Raw genomic sequence first — 15,264 nt, 5'->3', positions numbered from 1 at the left:
GCAACCGTTCCTTCTACAGGGAGCCCACTGAGCACGAGGCCACGTCCGCCTCGCTCGAGGCGACCGCCGCTGAGCCTGCGGCTACGTCCGCCTCGTTCGAGGCGACCCCAGCTGAGCCTGCGGTCACGTCCGTCGAGTCTGACGGCGCGTCCGCTGAGCTCGAGGGCACGTCTGTTGCGCCTGGGACCACGTCTGCTGATGGGGCGTGGGGTGCGTCGGTTGGCGCTGGTGCCGCGGGTTCCCCGGGGGCGTCCGAAGGCGAGTCGTCGTCCGCCGGCGTCGAAGGCGAGCCCGGAGGCACCAGTCGCATCGTTTCCGACCCCGTCGATCCATGGGCGGAGGTCGACGATTCCACTGGAACGGCTGCGGGTGGGCTGTCTGCCGACGGACGTGACCGGCTTGACGAGAGCCGCGGGCGTGATGGGCAGGCCGGCGGGGCGCGCGATGGGGCGGTTGAGTCGGCGTTTGATCCGTGGGCGGATTCGGATGATGCGGCTGTGGGCCACGGTTCATCGAGCCCCTCAGTGACCGGTGAGCGCCGGGCTCGTGGTGAGAGGTCTGCGTCGGCGACCGGTGAGCTGACCTACGGGTCGGCTGCGGAAGAGCCGGCTCGAGCCGCAGATCCTGTATGCGGGACGCCTGTTGACCAGCTCATCACGCGTGGCGACCGTGCTTCGGCGGGTTCGGCGGGTTCGGCGGGGGAGGACGCCGGGGTGGAGCGGCCGCGTGGGCGGCGGGCCTCGGGGCGGCAGGCTTCGGGGCGGCGGGTTGGTGGGGGGTTTGGGCGGCGGAAGTCGCGTACCGGTGATGAGCCTGAGTTCGATCGGGGCGTGGATCAGGAGGCTGATCCGTATTCGGTGGCTCGGACGATCTTGCTGGACAAGTTGACGGGGCAGCCGCGGACGCGGGCGGAGTTGGCTGATGTGCTGGCCGAGCGCGAGATTCCGGACGAGGTTGCCGATGAGGTGCTGGACCGGTTCACCGATGTCGGGTTGATCGACGACGCGGCGTTTGCGAACGCGTGGGTGGAGTCGCGGCACCGCGGGCGCGGGCTGGGGAAGCGGGCACTGGCGCAGGAGCTTCGGCGGCGTGGGGTGGACGACCAGTTGGCGCGGGATGCGCTCGAGGAGCTTGATCCCGAGCAGGAGGAGCAGACGGCCCGGGAGCTGGTACGGCGGAAGCTGCGCTCGATGCGTTCGCTCGACCGCCAGGTGGCGATGCGCCGGCTGCTTGGAATGCTTGCCCGCAAGGGATATCCGGGCGGCCTGGCCATGACCATCGTCAAACAAGAACTCGATGCCGATCACGACGAGTTCCCACTCCTCGATTCGTCGGGTCTCGGGCCCGAGTAAGCGAGCACGGTGGAACACCGTCCTGCTGGCGAGGCGCAGGTTCGTCGCGGTGCGGCGGAGGACCGGGCGGGGATACGGCGGCTGCTGCGCGAGCTGCACGGTGTGGCGGCTGACGCTACGACCTTGCCCTACGTCCGACAGGCAGCACAGACATTTGTCGCCGTCGATGACGGCGAGGTAGTTGGAGTCGTGGTCGGGACGTGTGTCGATTACGGGCATGAGCCGTACGGGATGGTCGAGGAACTGGTGGTGGCGCCCGGGCGACGTGGAGCTGGGATCGGGGCGACCCTGCTTGACGAGTGCCGAACATGGCTGGCGCAGGCCGGGGCCGAGGTGGTGTTCGTGTCGGCGGTCGGTGAGGAGGCCGCGGAGTTCTACGTGCGTCGCGGGTTCACACGTTGCGTCGGCCCGTGGTCGTGGGCCGGCACTGCGACGGTGCGGGAGTAGCGTGGGCCGCATGGTGAGTTTGGGGGATGTGGAGCGGGTGGTTGCGGGGTTGCCGGAGACTGAGGAGACGTCTCGGCACGGGTTGCAGACGTGGAAGGTTGGGGGGAAGGCGTACGCGTGGGTGCGGCCGTTCAGTAAGGCGGATTTGAAGCGGTTCGGGGACGAGACGCCGCCGGACGGGCCGATCCTCGCGTTGTCGGTGGAGGACCTGGCGGAGAAGGAGGCCGTGCTCGCGGCGCGGGTGGGGGACGGGTTCTTCACGATTCCGCATTTCAACGGGTACGCCGCCGTACTCGTGCAGCTGGACAAGCTGTCCGAGAGTGTTTTGCAGGAAGTGTTGCTCGACGCGTGGTTGGTTCATGCGCCGGCTGCCGTCGCGAAAGCGCACCTGGAGAACAGTTAGCGCTACGGAGCGTTACCGGATTCCGGGGGTGGGGTGCGGCGAGGGGCGTTGACGGGTGGGGCGTGACGGTGTGTTATCCGAAGTAGGACCGGTACTTGGGCCGGTCCGTACGCTGGGATTTTTCCGTCGATCCGCCCCAGACACCGCGGAGGGTGCAATGAACGATTTCCAGGAACAGGCGAAGAACTGGCTCCGGAATGTCGTCAAGCAGAACCCGGACAAGATCAAGGCCGGCGTCGAGAAGGCCGGCGACCTGATCGACAAGCAGACCGGCGGGAAGTACGCGGAGAAGGTCGACGCGGTCCAGCAGAAGGTCGGTACGTTCGTCGACAAGCAGACCTCCGAGGACACGCCCGCCGCGGAATCCACCGAGCCGGGCGGAACCACCGATGCTGCCACGGGCAGCACCACGCCGGACGCGGCATCGAGCACAGACACCGCCGGATCGAGCGCCCCTGGCACCAGCGCCCCCAGCACCAGTGCGGACGCGACGAGCGTTGACGAAACCCAGCGCTGACGGGACGAGCGCTGATCGGACGAGCGCTGATCGGACCAGTGCTGGCGCAGCGCACCGCTGACGGGACCGCGCTGACGGGGAGCCAGCGCTGGCCGGAGCCAGCGCTGACGGGACCCGGCGCTGACCGGACCAGTGCTGACGGAACCCAGCGCTGACAGGACGAGCGAGGACGGAACGAGCGTTGGTGGGATGAACGCTGACCGGACCAGTGCTGGCGGAGCGCAGTCCTGACGGGACCGCGCTGACGGGATCCGGCGTTGACCGGACCCGGCGTTGACAAGAACCAGCACTGAGCGGACTAATGCTGGCGGAACGTTGCGCTGACCGGACCAGCGCGCTGACGCGACGAGCGCTGAGCGGACCAGTGCTGGTGCAACGAGTGTTGGCGGAACCCAGTGGTGCGGACCAACGCTGACCAGGCCGCCTTGTCGGCGGACGGGGCGGTGTGGTTGGCGGAGGGTAGGTTGTACCGGTATCGGCTGGCGCAGGGGAAAGGTCTTTACGGTGGGTAGGGGCTGAACGGGAGCCGGGTCCTGGGGTTCGGTGGACTGGACCAGGTTGTGGAGTGGTATCGGCGTGGGCGTGCACGAGTGTCCGTCTTGACCGGGTGGTGGGGCGCGCCTAGCCTCGGCATCAGGAAGGGACGAATCCACCGTTTCGGTGGCGGACATACGGGTCGGCGGGCCGGTGAGACGGCCGGCCGGGAACAGATCGCTAACACGCTCGACCGAGCTGGAGGAAGGGCGACGGCGCCGCGAACGCCGTCGAATAGGCAGGACCCGCGCAGCGAGAAGTGGGCGGGGCCGTGGTGGTCGCCGAGGATTCAGCGGCGACGCACACTGCGCAAGTAGGCGCGTCGGCGGACGGGGGTCCGCGGATCGTGCGTACCCCGAATCATCGGTGTGGTTCCGCCGTTCAGTCCGGCACAGCCGCACCCAGTTCGCCGTACCGTCTCCGGATTCCCTTCGACCGATGGCCAAAGTCCCGCCGTGGGACTCGAAGGAGAGGGGAGACGCCGATGACCGCGATGTACGTTGGCCTGACCCTGATCGGACTGCTGATCGCCGGACTGCTGGCCTGGATCGGCCTCACCCTCTCCCGCCGGAAGGCCGTCGACACCGCCACCGCCCATCACGAGGTCGAGGCCGCGGCCGAGCTGGTCCGCCGGCAGGCCGAGGAGGACGCCGGGCTGCTGCGGACCCGTGCCGAGGCGGCCGAGCGTCGCGCCGAGGAGATCCGCCGTGCCGCGGAGGACCGGGCGTCGGAGGTACGGCGGGACGCGGAGCAGCGGGCGTCAGACGTACGGCGGGAGGCCGAGGCGGAGGCGCAGTCGATCCGGGACGACCTGCGGGAGCAGCGCCTGGAGATGGAGCGCCGCGACCACCGGCTGACCGAACGCGAGGAGCGGCTCGACGAGCAGCACCGCGCGATCGAGGAACGCCAGACCGAGCTGGCCGCCCAGCTCGCCGAACTCGAGCAGCGCAAGCAGCAGATCAAGGACCTCGAGGACGAGCGCCGCCGGATCCTCGAAGGCGTCGCGAACCTCACCAGCGAGCAGGCGAAGGCCGAGCTGGTCGCGTCGATCGAGGACGAGGCGAAGCGGCATGCGCACGCGATCGTCCGCGACATCGAGCGGCAGGCGCTCGACGAAGGCGAGACGAAGGCGCGCAAGATCATCACCGGGGCGGTGCAGCGGCTTGCGTCGGAGCAGACGAGTGAGTCGGTGGTGTCGGTCGTGCACCTGCCGAGTGACGACATGAAGGGCCGGATCATCGGGCGCGAAGGCCGCAACATCCGGTCGTTCGAGCAGACCACCGGCGTGAACCTGATCATCGACGACACCCCGGAAGCGGTGCTGCTGTCCTGCTTTGACCCGGTACGGCGGGAGACGGCACGGCTGACGCTGGACTCGTTGGTGCTCGACGGGCGGATCCACCCGAGCCGGATCGAGGAGATCTACGAGCGTTCCAAGGGCGAGGTCGCGGAGCTGTGCGAGCGTGCCGCGGAGGACGCGATGGCCGACGTTGGCATCACCGATCTGCATCCGGAGCTGATCCGGACGATGGGTCTGCTGCGGTACCGGACGTCGTACGGGCAGAACGTACTGAAGCACCTTGTCGAGTCGGCGCACATCGCCGGGATGATGGCCGCCGAGCTCGGGCTGGATCCGAAGCTGTGCAAGCGCGGCGCGTTCCTGCACGACATCGGGAAGGCGCTCACGCACGAGTCCGAGGGCAGTCACGCGATCGTCGGGGCGGAGCTGGCGAAGAAGTACGGCGAGAACGACGACGTCGTGCACTGCATCGAGGCGCACCACAACGAGGTCGAGGTCCGTACCGTGGAGGCCGTTCTCACGCAGGCGGCGGATGCGGTCAGCGGCGGCCGGCCGGGTGCGCGGCGGGAGTCGTTGGAGGCGTACGTACAGCGACTCGAACGGCTCGAGGAGATCGCGATGCACCACGACGGCGTCGAGAAGGTGTTCGCGATGCAGGCCGGCCGCGAGATCCGCGTGATGGTGCTCCCGGACGCGGTCGACGACATCGCCGCACAGGTGATGGCCCGCGACATCGCGAAGCAGGTCGAGGAAGAGCTCACGTATCCGGGTCAGATCCGAGTCACCGTCGTCCGGGAGTCCCGCGCCACCGAGGTCGCGAAATAGACGTCAGGACAGCCGTCGACGCCGACTTCGAGCGGATGATCGCGGAGCTGGCGGGGGAGCCGGCCGCGCAGTACCACGTCCGCAATCGTTGGGATGTCCAACAACGAGACGAGGGTCTGCTCCTGGTTGCCGTCGAGGACGGCGACTTCGTTGGGCGGACCATGGTGTTGCGGAGTTCGAAGTACGACGAGGTGCGCGCGGCTGCCGATCCCGCGGAGATCAACGCGCTGCACGCCTTCGTACCGGGGAAGGGCATCGGTACGGCGCTGATCCGGGCCGCCGAGGGGGTCGCGGTGGACTGGGGGCGGACGGCGATCGGGCTCGGTGTTGCGCTCGACAACGCGCGGGCGCGCGAGCTGTACGAGCGGCTCGGGTACGTGCTGTGGTCCGGGCCGCGGGTCATCGATCGATGGACCGAGCAGGCGGCCGACGGGACAGTTGTCCGCAGTTACGCCGACGAGTGCGACTATCTTCTCAAGCGCCTGTGACCCGCGCGGTGCTGCAGCGGCGTGACGTCGATCGGCTCGTCGGCGATACGTTCCTGCGGCAGCACTAGTTGCTTGCTCCCCGTGCCCAGGCCGAGCAGATGTCATTCGTGCGACGTGGCGTACTTCGCGCGCCACGCGGGTGGCTCGAAGGGGGCGCCGTAGATGCGTGTCTCGCGGGCGATGCGGCCGTCGCGGAACTCGACGATGTTCGCCACGTAGTAGACGTCGTCGCCGTACTCCGAGCGGCCGAGGACCACGAAATGGTCGCCGGCGCCGGTGATCCGGATGATCTGGATCGACGGCGGCGCGGGGTACTCCTGCTGCATCGCACGCATCGCGTCGCGCCCGACGATGCGCTCACCCGACTGAGGCATCTCCAGGACGTAGTCGTCAGCCCGAACGTCGTGCTCCGCCTCGGCCGACAGCGCGAGCCGGTCGTCGGACGGCCACAGGCGTTCGAGCAGTTCGCGGTTGCGGTCCATACCTCATGGTGCACCCGGCCGGCGAGCGCGACTACCTGCTCAAAGATCCGTCCGGGGAACCGGTATGCGTCAGCGGAAGGCGGACTGGCCGGTCAGGGCCTGGCCGATGACGAGTTGGTGGACCTCCGACGTTCCCTCGTAGGTGAGGACCGATTCGAGGTTGTTGGCGTGCCGCATGATCGGGTACTCGCCGCTGATGCCGTTCGCGGCCAGGATCGTCCGGCACTCGCGGGCGATCGCGATCGCCTCGCGGACGTTGTTGAGTTTGCCGACCGACACCTGCTCGGGACGCAGCGCGCCCTTCTCCTTCAGGCGGCCGAGGTGGACGGCGAGCAGGATGCCCTTGTTCAGCTCGACGGCCATGTCCGCGATCTTCGCCTGGGTCAGCTGGTACGCCGTCAGCGGTTTGTCGAACACGATCCGCTCGCCGGCGTACGCGATCGCCGTCTCCAGGCAGTCCCGGGCCGCGCCCATCGCGCCGAAGATGATGCCGAACCGGGCCTCGTTCAGGCAGCCGAGCGGGCCGGACAGGCCGCGCGCCTCGGGGAGCATCGCGGAGGCCGGGAGCCGTACGTCGTCCAGTACCAGCTCGGACGTGACCGAGGCGCGCAGCGACATCTTCTGCTTGATCTCGGGCGCGGAGAAACCGGGCGTCGAGGTCGGTACGACGAAGCCGCGGACGCCGTCGTCGGTCCGCGCCCAGACCACGGCGACGTCGGCGACCGAACCGTTGGTGATCCACGTCTTCGAGCCGTTGAGCACCCAGTCGGCACCGTCGCGGCGCGCGTTGGTCCGCATGCCCGCGGGGTTCGAACCGAAGTCGGGCTCGGTCAGGCCGAAGCAGCCGATCGCCTCACCGGCGGACATCCGGGGGAGCCACTCGTTCTTCTGGTCGTCGCTGCCGTACTTCCAGATCGCGTACATCGCGAGCGAACCCTGCACGGACACCAGCGATCGCATCCCCGAGTCGGCCGCCTCGATCTCCAGACAGGCGAGCCCGTACGCAACCGGCCCCAGCCCCGCGCACCCGTACCCGGTCAGGTGCATCCCGAGAAACCCGAGCGCACCCAGCTCCTTCGCCAGCCCCCGCGCCGGAATCGACGCCGTCTCGAACCACTCCGGCAACGAAGGCCGCAACCGCTCATCCGCAAACCGTCGAGCCGCCTCGCGCACGTCGACCTCCTCCGAAGTCAGCAGCGAGTCAACGTCCACAAGATCCAGCGAAACGGTCATGTGCTCACGCTAACGGCTGCAACACCGACGAGGCTGTGCAGCAGCTCACTTGCGGTACCAGGGCCACCACCAGTGGTGTTTGCGGGGGTGGCGGACTATGACGCTGGCGTGGTGGGCCCGGCCGGTTATGTGGAGGCGGACTCCGCCGGGGCGGGGGGCTACGGCGCGGTTCTTGGCGCTGCTGTGGTTGGCCTCCACCTGGTCGAGGTCGACGCTCCAGCCTTCGGGGATGATCATCACGACCGAGCTGTGGATGGCCTGGGCGTCGACGTGGATGTCGGGCCAGTGGACGACAGCGTCGGTGAAGTCGAGCTTGACCGAGGAGTGCTCCGCGATCGCGGTGAGCCGTTCAGGAACGACCCACGCGCCCTCCCGCTTCTGCGCGCTGTGCCGGGCTCGAAGGGTGAGTTCCTGGGCGCTGCCGTGCGCTACCGGCACCAGGTCGGCCGTCGCGTTGCGGAGCTCGAGCTGGGTCTTGGCCGTGTAGATCTGGGTGAGCCGCTCGTCGAGTTCCTCGAAGTCCAGCCGCCCGTCGGTGTGTGCTTCCTGGACCACGGCGGCGGCACGCTCACGGTCGTTGTCGGATGCCCGGTGTGATGGCGGCGGCTGCTCCAGACTCATTCCCCAAAGGTAGCGCCGCTACAGGTCCGAGGAGTACTACCCGACGAGGTCGAGGAAGCGCCCGACGACCGTCGACCAGGTCTTGTCGAGTTCGACGGCGTACCGTTCCGCGTCGGCCACCACCTCGTCCGGGTCGAAGCCCAGCGAACGCAGCCGCTCCGGGTCCCACCGCCGTACGCGATCCGCTGAAACCTCTGGATGGAACTGCACACCCCAGCTCTGCCCTATCCGCAGCATCTGGTTCGGGCAGCGCTCACTGGACATCAGCAACACCCCGTCGTCCGGCAACCGCGTGATCTGGTCCTGATGACTCTCCACAGCTCGTACTACCGACGGAAGCCCAGCGAGCAGTACGTCATCCCCGGCAGCCGGCAGCACTGTCAGCGACGTCACACCCTTCTCGGGCAGCCCGTACTTCCCCCGCACTTCTCCACCGAACGTATGCGCCAGCAACTGCGCCCCGAGACAGATCCCGAGCACCGGCACCTGCCCGTGCGCCGCCCGCAGCAACAAGCGCTCATCCGGCAGCCACGGCGAGCGCTCGTCCTCGTCGGGCAGCATCCCGCCGCCGAGCAGCACCAGCGCCGCATGCCCGGCCACGCCGGTGGGTACGGGTTCGCCGTCCCAGGCCCGGACGACGACAGGAGACAACCCACGGTGGTCCAGCCAGTCGAGCAGCCGCCCCGGTCCGCTGTCGCGGTCGTTCTCGATGATCAAGACGGTGGTCACCCCGGTAACGGTACGGGCGGCATACGGGCGGCACTGATGACACGCTGCGCTCCGGCCTACCGGAGTCGCGATTCCTGGATACTGATGCACTGGGGGTGCCGATGGAGCCAGTCAGTGGATTCGTGCGCGCCGTTGTCGGAGATGTGGCGTTCATCTTCGCCAAGGGCATGGTCGCCGCGTACCTGCTCGCCCGGCGCAACGGGTTGACGCGGCCGCAGGTCGACCTGCTCATCCGGTCGCACGGCCAGTACGTACCACTCTCCGTCCCGACGGGCACCGTGCCCGCGGTCGGTCGGCTCGTCGGGCTGGACGAGATCCGTCCGGCGCCGATGATCACCGTCGAGTTCACCCCGGGCGACACCGGTGCCGAGGCGCACCTCACGGCGAACAACCCCGTGCTGGTCACGATCACCGACGTGAGTCACCGCGAGTACGACGCTGTCGTACTGACCACCTCGCTGGGCGCAGCGACGTACGCACAGCTGCCCCCGGGGTACTACCACGTGTCCGCGGTGGTCATAGACGAGTACGGCGAGCTGCTGCAGGGGTACGGCGCTCAGCACAACCTGCACGTGGACAAGGGAGACGACCTGATCGTCTCAATGTCCATCCGGACCGCGGGCGTTTCAGAGATCGCTGCGGCGCTCGAGACTGGTCCGCAACCCGCACTGGTCAGCCTTGACGGCGACGTCGTGCCGCTGCTGGATCTGGTACGCATAGGCCGCGCCCCGGACTGTGACCTGATTCTTGACCGTCAGGAGATCAGCAGGCACCACGCGGAGCTCCTGCGGATCGACGCGACCAGCTACGAGCTACGTGACCTGGGCTCGACGAACGGGACAACGGTGAACGGGGAACCGATCCAGACCGCACTGGTCCGCCACGGCGACGAGATCCGCCTCGGGGCGCTCCCGTTCCGCCTGCTGCTCGCCTGACCTGGAACAATGGCGCCGTGAACCCGCGCAGCGTCGTCATCCTCGGCTCGACCGGCTCGATCGGTACTACGGCGCTGGAGCTGATCGGACGGAACCGGGACCGCTTCCACGTCCTGGCGCTGTCCGCCGGCGGCGACAACGTCGCCCTGCTCGCTGAGCAGGCGCTCGAGTTCGGCGTCGAGGTGGTGGCGGTCGCGAAGGCCACCGTCGCGCAGGACCTGCAGCTCGCGTTCTACGCCGAGGCGCAGCGGAAGGGGTACGCGCAGGGCGAGTTCCGGATCCCGAAGATCCTCACCGGGCCGGACGCCGCCAGCGAGCTCGCGGCGACGAAGTGTGACGTAGTGCTCAACGGCATCAACGGATCGGTCGGTCTGCACGCGACGCTGGCGGCGCTGGAGGCGGGGAACACGCTCGCGCTGGCCAACAAGGAGTCGCTGGTGATCGGCGGCCCGATCGTCACCCGGCGCGCCAAGCCCGGTCAGATCGTCGCGGTCGACTCCGAGCACAGTGCGATCGCGCAGTGCCTACGCGGGGGGTCCCCGGACGAGGTCCGCAAGCTCGTACTGACCGCGAGCGGTGGCCCGTTCCTCGGCAGGCCGCGCAGCGAGCTGGCGAACGTCACCGTCGAGCAGGCCCTCGACCATCCGAACTTCGCGATGGGCCCGGTCGTCACGATCAACTCGGCCACGCTGGTCAACAAGGGCCTGGAGCTGATCGAGGCGCACCTGCTCTTCGGTATCCCGATGGACCGGATCGACGTGGTCATCCACCGGCAGCAGGCGATCCACTCGATGGTCGAGTTCACCGACGGCGCCACCATCGCGCAGGTCGGCGTACCGACGATGACAGTGCCGATCGGGCTCGCGCTCGGCTGGCCCGACCGGATAGCGGACGCATCCCCGCCGTGGAACTTCGCCGAGGCCAGCACCTGGACATTCCAGCCGGTCGACAACGCCGAGTTTCCGTCGGTGGAGCTGGCCCGCGAGGCCGGTACCCGCGGTGGCACCGCGCCGGCCGTGTACAACGCGGCGAACGAGGTCTGCGTCCAGGCGTTCCGGGACGGCCGGCTGCCGTTCACCGCGATCGTCGACACGGTGGCCCGGGTCGTGACCGATCACGACGTACCCTCGTATGAGGAACTGTCCGTCGACGACGTGCTCGCCGCGGACGCGTGGGCCCGACAGCGGGCTCGCGAGATCACGGGCGTACAGGAGATCCACCAGGCATGAGCGTGCTTCTCACCATCCTCGGCATCGTGCTGTTCGTGCTCGGGGTGCTGATCTCCGTGGCGCTGCACGAGATGGGCCACATGATCCCGGCGAAGGCGTTCGGGATGAAGGTCACGCAGTTCTTCGTCGGCTTCGGGCGGACCGTCTGGTCGGTGAAGCGGGGCGAGACGGAGTACGGCATCAAGGCGATCCCGGCCGGCGGCTTCGTCCGGATCATCGGGATGATGCCGCCGGCGAAGGGCCAGGACCCGACCAAGGTGCGGAAGGCGAACACCGGCCCGATCCAGTCGATGGTCGAGAACGCGCGCACCGCGGAGTACGAGACGATCGCGCCCGGGGACAACGGCCGGCTCTTCTACCAGAAGGTGTGGTGGAAGAAGCTGATCGTGATGGCGTCCGGGCCGCTGGTCAACGTACTGATCGCGGCGGTGCTGTTCACCGGCCTGTTCACGCTGTACGGCGCGCGGGTTCCGCAGACCACGATCTCCACCGTCACCGACTGCGTGATCCCGGCGAACCAGGCGAAGCCGGAGCGCAAGTGCCAGGACGGGGACAAGGTGTCACCCGCCAAGCAGGCCGGATTCCAGGTCGGCGACCGGATCGTCTCGTTCAACGGCACCACGATCGAGAGCTGGGACCAGCTGACCCCGCTGATCCGGGCGAACACCGACAAGGCGGCCACGATCGTTGTCGAGCGCAACGGTCAGCAGCTCACCCTGCACACCAACACGATCGTCAACCAGGTGCTGGACACGCCCGCGTCGGACAAGTACGTCTCGGTCGGGTTCCTCGGCGTCTCCCCGGTGAACAAGCTCGAGCGGCAGAGCGTCGGCTACGCGTTCGACCAGATGGGCACCTACACGGTCGCCACGGTGCAGGCCCTCGGCCGGTTCCCGGAGAAGCTGGTCGGCGTCGCGAAGTCGATCGTCGGCGGCAAGCGGGACGCGGACAGCCCGATGAGCGTGGTCGGCGCCAGCCGCGTCGCGGGCGAGATCGCCGCCAGCAACCTGGACGTCGGCGCGAAGTTCGCGAGCCTGATCATGCTGCTTGCCTCGCTGAACCTGTTCCTTGCCCTGTTCAACTTCATCCCGCTGCTGCCGCTGGACGGCGGGCACATGATCGGCGCGATCTGGGAAGGCATCCGGCGCGGTCTGGCCAAGCTGTTCGGCCGGCCGGACCCCGGGTACGTCGACGTGGCCAAGCTGCTGCCGATCGCGTACGTCGCGGCCAGTGTGATCGTGGTGATGGGTGTGCTGCTCGTCATCGCCGACATCGTCAACCCCATCAAGCTGTTCAACGGATAGCTGTCAACGGATAAAGGACACATGAGCATCAACCTGGGCATGCCTGCGCTGCCGCCACCCACCCTCGCTCCGCGCCGGAAGACCCGTCAGATCAAGGTCGGCAGCGTGCTGGTCGGCGGCGACGCTCCGGTGTCGGTGCAGTCGATGACGACGACGCCGACGAACGATGTCAACAAGACGCTGCAGCAGATCGCCGAGCTGACCGCGGCCGGTTGCGACATCGTCCGGGTCGCCTGCCCGCGGCAGGAGGACGCCGACGCGCTGGCGGAGATCGCGAGGCACTCGCAGATCCCGGTGATCGCGGACATCCACTTCCAGCCGGGCTACGTGTTCGCGGCGATCGAGGCCGGGTGTGCCGCCGTCCGGGTGAACCCGGGCAACATCCGCAAGTTCGACGACCAGGTCAAGGAGATCGCGCAGGCCGCGAAGGACCACGGTACGTCGCTGCGGATCGGCGTGAACGCCGGTTCGCTGGACAAGCGGCTGCTGGAGAAGTACGGGAAGGCGACGCCGGAGGCGCTGGTCGAGTCGGCCGTCTGGGAGGCGTCGCTGTTCGAGGAGCACGACTTCCACGACTTCAAGATCTCGGTCAAGCACAACGACCCGGTCGTGATGGTGCAGGCGTACGAGATGCTCGCCGAGCGCGGCGACTGGCCGCTGCACCTCGGCGTCACCGAGGCCGGGCCGGCGTTCCAGGGCACGATCAAGTCGTCGGTTGCGTTCGGTGCGCTGCTGTCGCGCGGTATCGGTGACACGATCCGGGTCTCGCTGTCCGCGCCGCCGGTCGAGGAGGTCAAGGTCGGCCTGCAGATCCTGCAGTCGCTGAACCTGCGGGAGCGCAAGCTCGAGATTGTCTCCTGCCCGTCGTGCGGTCGCGCCCAGGTCGACGTCTACACGCTCGCGGAGCAGGTGACCGCCGGCCTCGAGGGGATGGAGGTCCCGCTGCGCGTCGCCGTCATGGGCTGCGTCGTGAACGGCCCCGGCGAGGCCCGCGAGGCCGACCTCGGCGTCGCCTCCGGCAACGGCAAGGGCCAGATCTTCGTCAAGGGCGAGGTCATCAAGACGGTCCCCGAGTCCGCCATCGTGGAAACCCTGATCGAAGAAGCCATGCGCATCGCCGAACAAATGGAAACCACCGGCGAATCCGGCGAACCCACCGTCAGCGTCAGCTGACCGGTCGATCAGGAGCGCGCCGATGGAGACACCTGTGCCAGCTGATGGCGCCGCCGTGACGGCGCCCACATCCGAGGAGGTCGCTCGGGCGGAGGCGCTGATCGCCACGCTCAACGAGGTGCAGCTGGACTTCACCGGCTCGGCCGGCGCCTGGCGGTACGGCGGTGGACGGGACCTGAGCCGATTCGTTGAGCGGGCTCGGGAGAGCACGGACTAGCTGCTGGCACGAGATAGCCTGCTGGGCGTGGCGGAGTATCTGGTGGTTAGTGCGGTGGCTGGTGAGGCTCGGTATGTGCCGGAGGGGATTCCGGTGGTGGTTACCGGGGTGGGGAAGACGGCGGCTGCTGTTGCGGTGAGTCGGGCGTTGGCTGGGCGGGACGTCGGCGATCTTGTGGTGCTGAATGTCGGTACAACTGGAGCGTTGCGGGACGGACTGTCTGGGCTGTTCCTGCCCAGTACCGTGATCAACCACGACGTGAACGCGGCAGCGGTTCGGGCGATCGGGCTGGATCCGCAGGACGAGTTGCACGTCGAGGGTGGGGACGGGACGGTGCTGGCGTCGGGGGACGTGTTCGTGACGGATCCCGACGTACGGGCGCGGTTGGCGGCGCGGGCGCACCTCGTGGACATGGAGGCGTACGGCGTGGTGTACGCGTGCCAGGCGTACGGCGTACCCGTACGCGTCGTGAAGCACGTGTCGGACTCCGCCGACGAGGCAGCACTCGACTGGCCGGCCCTCGTGGACGCCAGCGCCAAGGTGCTGGGGGAGTGGGTCAGCGAGAACGCGCGCTGAGACCCGTTCCAGATCCTGGGCAGCTGGTTATGCTGGCTTGACCTTGACCCTGGGGGCAAGGTTTAGCGTCGGGGTGAAGGAGGCGGGATGCGGATCAGCGATCTGGCGGCCGAGGCCGGTGTGACCGTGAAGGCCGTGCGGTACTACGAGTCGCAGGGGCTGCTCAAGCCGCGGCGGGAGTCCAACGGGTACCGGGCGTACGACGCGGACGACGTGGTCGTGGTGCGTGAGGTGAAGGCGTTGCTGAGCCTCGGGCTGACCGCGGAGCAGACGTACCCGTTCATCGAGTGCCTGCGGGCCGGCAACGACCGTGCGGACGTCTGCCCGGCGTCGCTGACGGCGTACCGGACGCGCATCGCGGACGTGGACCGGCGGATCGCCGAGCTGACCGACCTGCGGGCGCGGCTGACCGACCTCCTGTCCGATGCCGAGAGTTGGAGGAACCGACCATGACCGACCTGCGTAGCGTTGACGAGACCACCTTCCGCCAGGAGGTGCTGCGTTCCGAGAAGCCCGTACTGGTGGACTTCTGGGCGCAGTGGTGCCCGCCGTGCCACCAGATCGCGCCTGTCCTCGCGCAGATCGCTGCCGAACGCGAGGACCAGCTGACCGTGGTGAAGCTCAACTCCGACGAGAACCCGCGCATCGCCGCGAACTACCGGGTGATGGCGCTGCCCACGCTCGCACTCTTCCACCGCGGCGAGCTCATCTGGTCGGTGGTCGGCGCCCGCCCGAAGCACAAGCTCCTCAAGGAACTCGACGACGCGCTACTGACTGCCGTCTAGTGTCCTGGGGGGGGGGGGGGGGGGGAGGGGGGGGGGAACTTCCAACCCAGGCACCAAGGCAGGACTTTGCTGGGAAGCGAACAAACACCCCCCCAAGTCGGTCTTCCCAAACAC

The 15,264-nt window shown here is 68.3% G+C and carries 18 protein-coding genes; 14 read left to right on the top strand and 4 right to left on the bottom strand.

Annotation, left to right across the window (positions count from 1 at the left end; genetic code table 11):
• Positions 1-857: 857 nt before the first annotated feature.
• From ACZ5BU_RS13435 to ACZ5BU_RS13410, 6 genes are all read left to right on the top strand, one after another.
• Positions 858-1,352 carry a regulatory protein RecX gene (locus ACZ5BU_RS13435; protein WP_465698553.1) on the top strand — a complete coding sequence of 165 codons (495 nt, stop codon included), beginning with the start codon at positions 858-860 and terminating at the stop codon, positions 1,350-1,352.
• A gap of 123 nt (positions 1,353-1,475) precedes the next feature.
• Positions 1,476-1,799, top strand: coding sequence for a GNAT family N-acetyltransferase (locus ACZ5BU_RS13430; RefSeq protein ID WP_465698551.1), 324 nt, complete (start codon positions 1,476-1,478; stop codon positions 1,797-1,799).
• Positions 1,800-1,809: 10 nt separating this feature from the next.
• On the top strand, positions 1,810-2,202 hold the full coding sequence (locus ACZ5BU_RS13425; RefSeq protein WP_465698549.1) for an MmcQ/YjbR family DNA-binding protein: 393 nt from the start codon (positions 1,810-1,812) through the stop codon (positions 2,200-2,202).
• A gap of 157 nt (positions 2,203-2,359) precedes the next feature.
• Positions 2,360-2,719 (top strand): antitoxin, encoded by a 360-nt coding sequence (locus tag ACZ5BU_RS13420; RefSeq protein WP_465698547.1) that lies wholly within the window; start codon positions 2,360-2,362, stop codon positions 2,717-2,719.
• Positions 2,720-3,737: 1,018 nt separating this feature from the next.
• The gene (rny, locus tag ACZ5BU_RS13415; protein WP_465698545.1) at positions 3,738-5,378 is read left to right on the top strand and encodes a ribonuclease Y; all 1,641 of its coding nucleotides are present in this window, start codon (positions 3,738-3,740) and stop codon (positions 5,376-5,378) included.
• Between the two features lie 35 nt (positions 5,379-5,413).
• Entirely contained in the window at positions 5,414-5,866 is a 453-nt protein-coding gene (locus ACZ5BU_RS13410; RefSeq protein ID WP_465698543.1) for a GNAT family N-acetyltransferase, read from the top strand.
• 101 nt (positions 5,867-5,967) lie between these two features.
• Here ACZ5BU_RS13410 and ACZ5BU_RS13405 read toward each other — a convergent pair whose 3' ends face one another.
• The 4 genes from ACZ5BU_RS13405 to ACZ5BU_RS13390 form a co-directional block, all read right to left on the bottom strand.
• Positions 5,968-6,348, bottom strand: coding sequence for a nuclear transport factor 2 family protein (locus ACZ5BU_RS13405; protein ID WP_465698541.1), 381 nt, complete (start codon positions 6,346-6,348; stop codon positions 5,968-5,970).
• Positions 6,349-6,417: 69 nt separating this feature from the next.
• Positions 6,418-7,581: an acyl-CoA dehydrogenase family protein gene (locus ACZ5BU_RS13400; protein WP_465698539.1), complete on the bottom strand. Its 1,164-nt coding sequence runs from the start codon at positions 7,579-7,581 to the stop codon at positions 6,418-6,420.
• Positions 7,582-7,626: 45 nt separating this feature from the next.
• Positions 7,627-8,202, bottom strand: coding sequence for a DUF1707 SHOCT-like domain-containing protein (locus ACZ5BU_RS13395; protein ID WP_465698537.1), 576 nt, complete (start codon positions 8,200-8,202; stop codon positions 7,627-7,629).
• Between the two features lie 36 nt (positions 8,203-8,238).
• Complete coding sequence (locus tag ACZ5BU_RS13390; protein ID WP_465698535.1) at positions 8,239-8,931, bottom strand: type 1 glutamine amidotransferase; 693 nt, start codon at positions 8,929-8,931, stop codon at positions 8,239-8,241.
• A 101-nt stretch (positions 8,932-9,032) separates the two neighbouring features.
• Here ACZ5BU_RS13390 and ACZ5BU_RS13385 point away from each other — a divergent pair, with 101 nt between their 5' ends.
• From ACZ5BU_RS13385 to trxA, 8 genes are all read left to right on the top strand, one after another.
• Positions 9,033-9,866 (top strand): FHA domain-containing protein, encoded by an 834-nt coding sequence (locus tag ACZ5BU_RS13385; protein WP_465698533.1) that lies wholly within the window; start codon positions 9,033-9,035, stop codon positions 9,864-9,866.
• A gap of 17 nt (positions 9,867-9,883) precedes the next feature.
• Positions 9,884-11,095, top strand: a complete 1,212-nt coding sequence (dxr, locus tag ACZ5BU_RS13380) for a 1-deoxy-D-xylulose-5-phosphate reductoisomerase (protein ID WP_465698531.1) — start codon at positions 9,884-9,886, stop codon at positions 11,093-11,095.
• The gene (locus ACZ5BU_RS13375; protein WP_465698529.1) at positions 11,092-12,399 is read left to right on the top strand and encodes a M50 family metallopeptidase; all 1,308 of its coding nucleotides are present in this window, start codon (positions 11,092-11,094) and stop codon (positions 12,397-12,399) included. Before dxr ends, ACZ5BU_RS13375 begins: the two co-directional genes overlap by 4 nt.
• 21 nt (positions 12,400-12,420) lie before the next feature.
• Positions 12,421-13,572, top strand: coding sequence for a flavodoxin-dependent (E)-4-hydroxy-3-methylbut-2-enyl-diphosphate synthase (ispG, locus tag ACZ5BU_RS13370; RefSeq protein ID WP_465698527.1), 1,152 nt, complete (start codon positions 12,421-12,423; stop codon positions 13,570-13,572).
• A 22-nt stretch (positions 13,573-13,594) separates the two neighbouring features.
• Entirely contained in the window at positions 13,595-13,789 is a 195-nt protein-coding gene (locus ACZ5BU_RS13365) for a hypothetical protein (protein WP_465698525.1), read from the top strand.
• Between the two features lie 27 nt (positions 13,790-13,816).
• Positions 13,817-14,365: a nucleosidase gene (locus ACZ5BU_RS13360; RefSeq protein ID WP_465698523.1), complete on the top strand. Its 549-nt coding sequence runs from the start codon at positions 13,817-13,819 to the stop codon at positions 14,363-14,365.
• An 87-nt stretch (positions 14,366-14,452) separates the two neighbouring features.
• Positions 14,453-14,818 carry a MerR family transcriptional regulator gene (locus ACZ5BU_RS13355; RefSeq protein WP_465698521.1) on the top strand — a complete coding sequence of 122 codons (366 nt, stop codon included), beginning with the start codon at positions 14,453-14,455 and terminating at the stop codon, positions 14,816-14,818.
• Entirely contained in the window at positions 14,815-15,150 is a 336-nt protein-coding gene (gene trxA / locus ACZ5BU_RS13350) for a thioredoxin (protein ID WP_465698519.1), read from the top strand. Before ACZ5BU_RS13355 ends, trxA begins: the two co-directional genes overlap by 4 nt.
• The last annotated feature ends 114 nt before the right edge of the window (positions 15,151-15,264 follow it).

The organism is Kribbella sp. NPDC031520, assembly GCF_055580825.1.
Note: the sequence above shows the minus strand (reverse complement) of the source record. Positions and strands in the feature narration are given on the sequence as shown.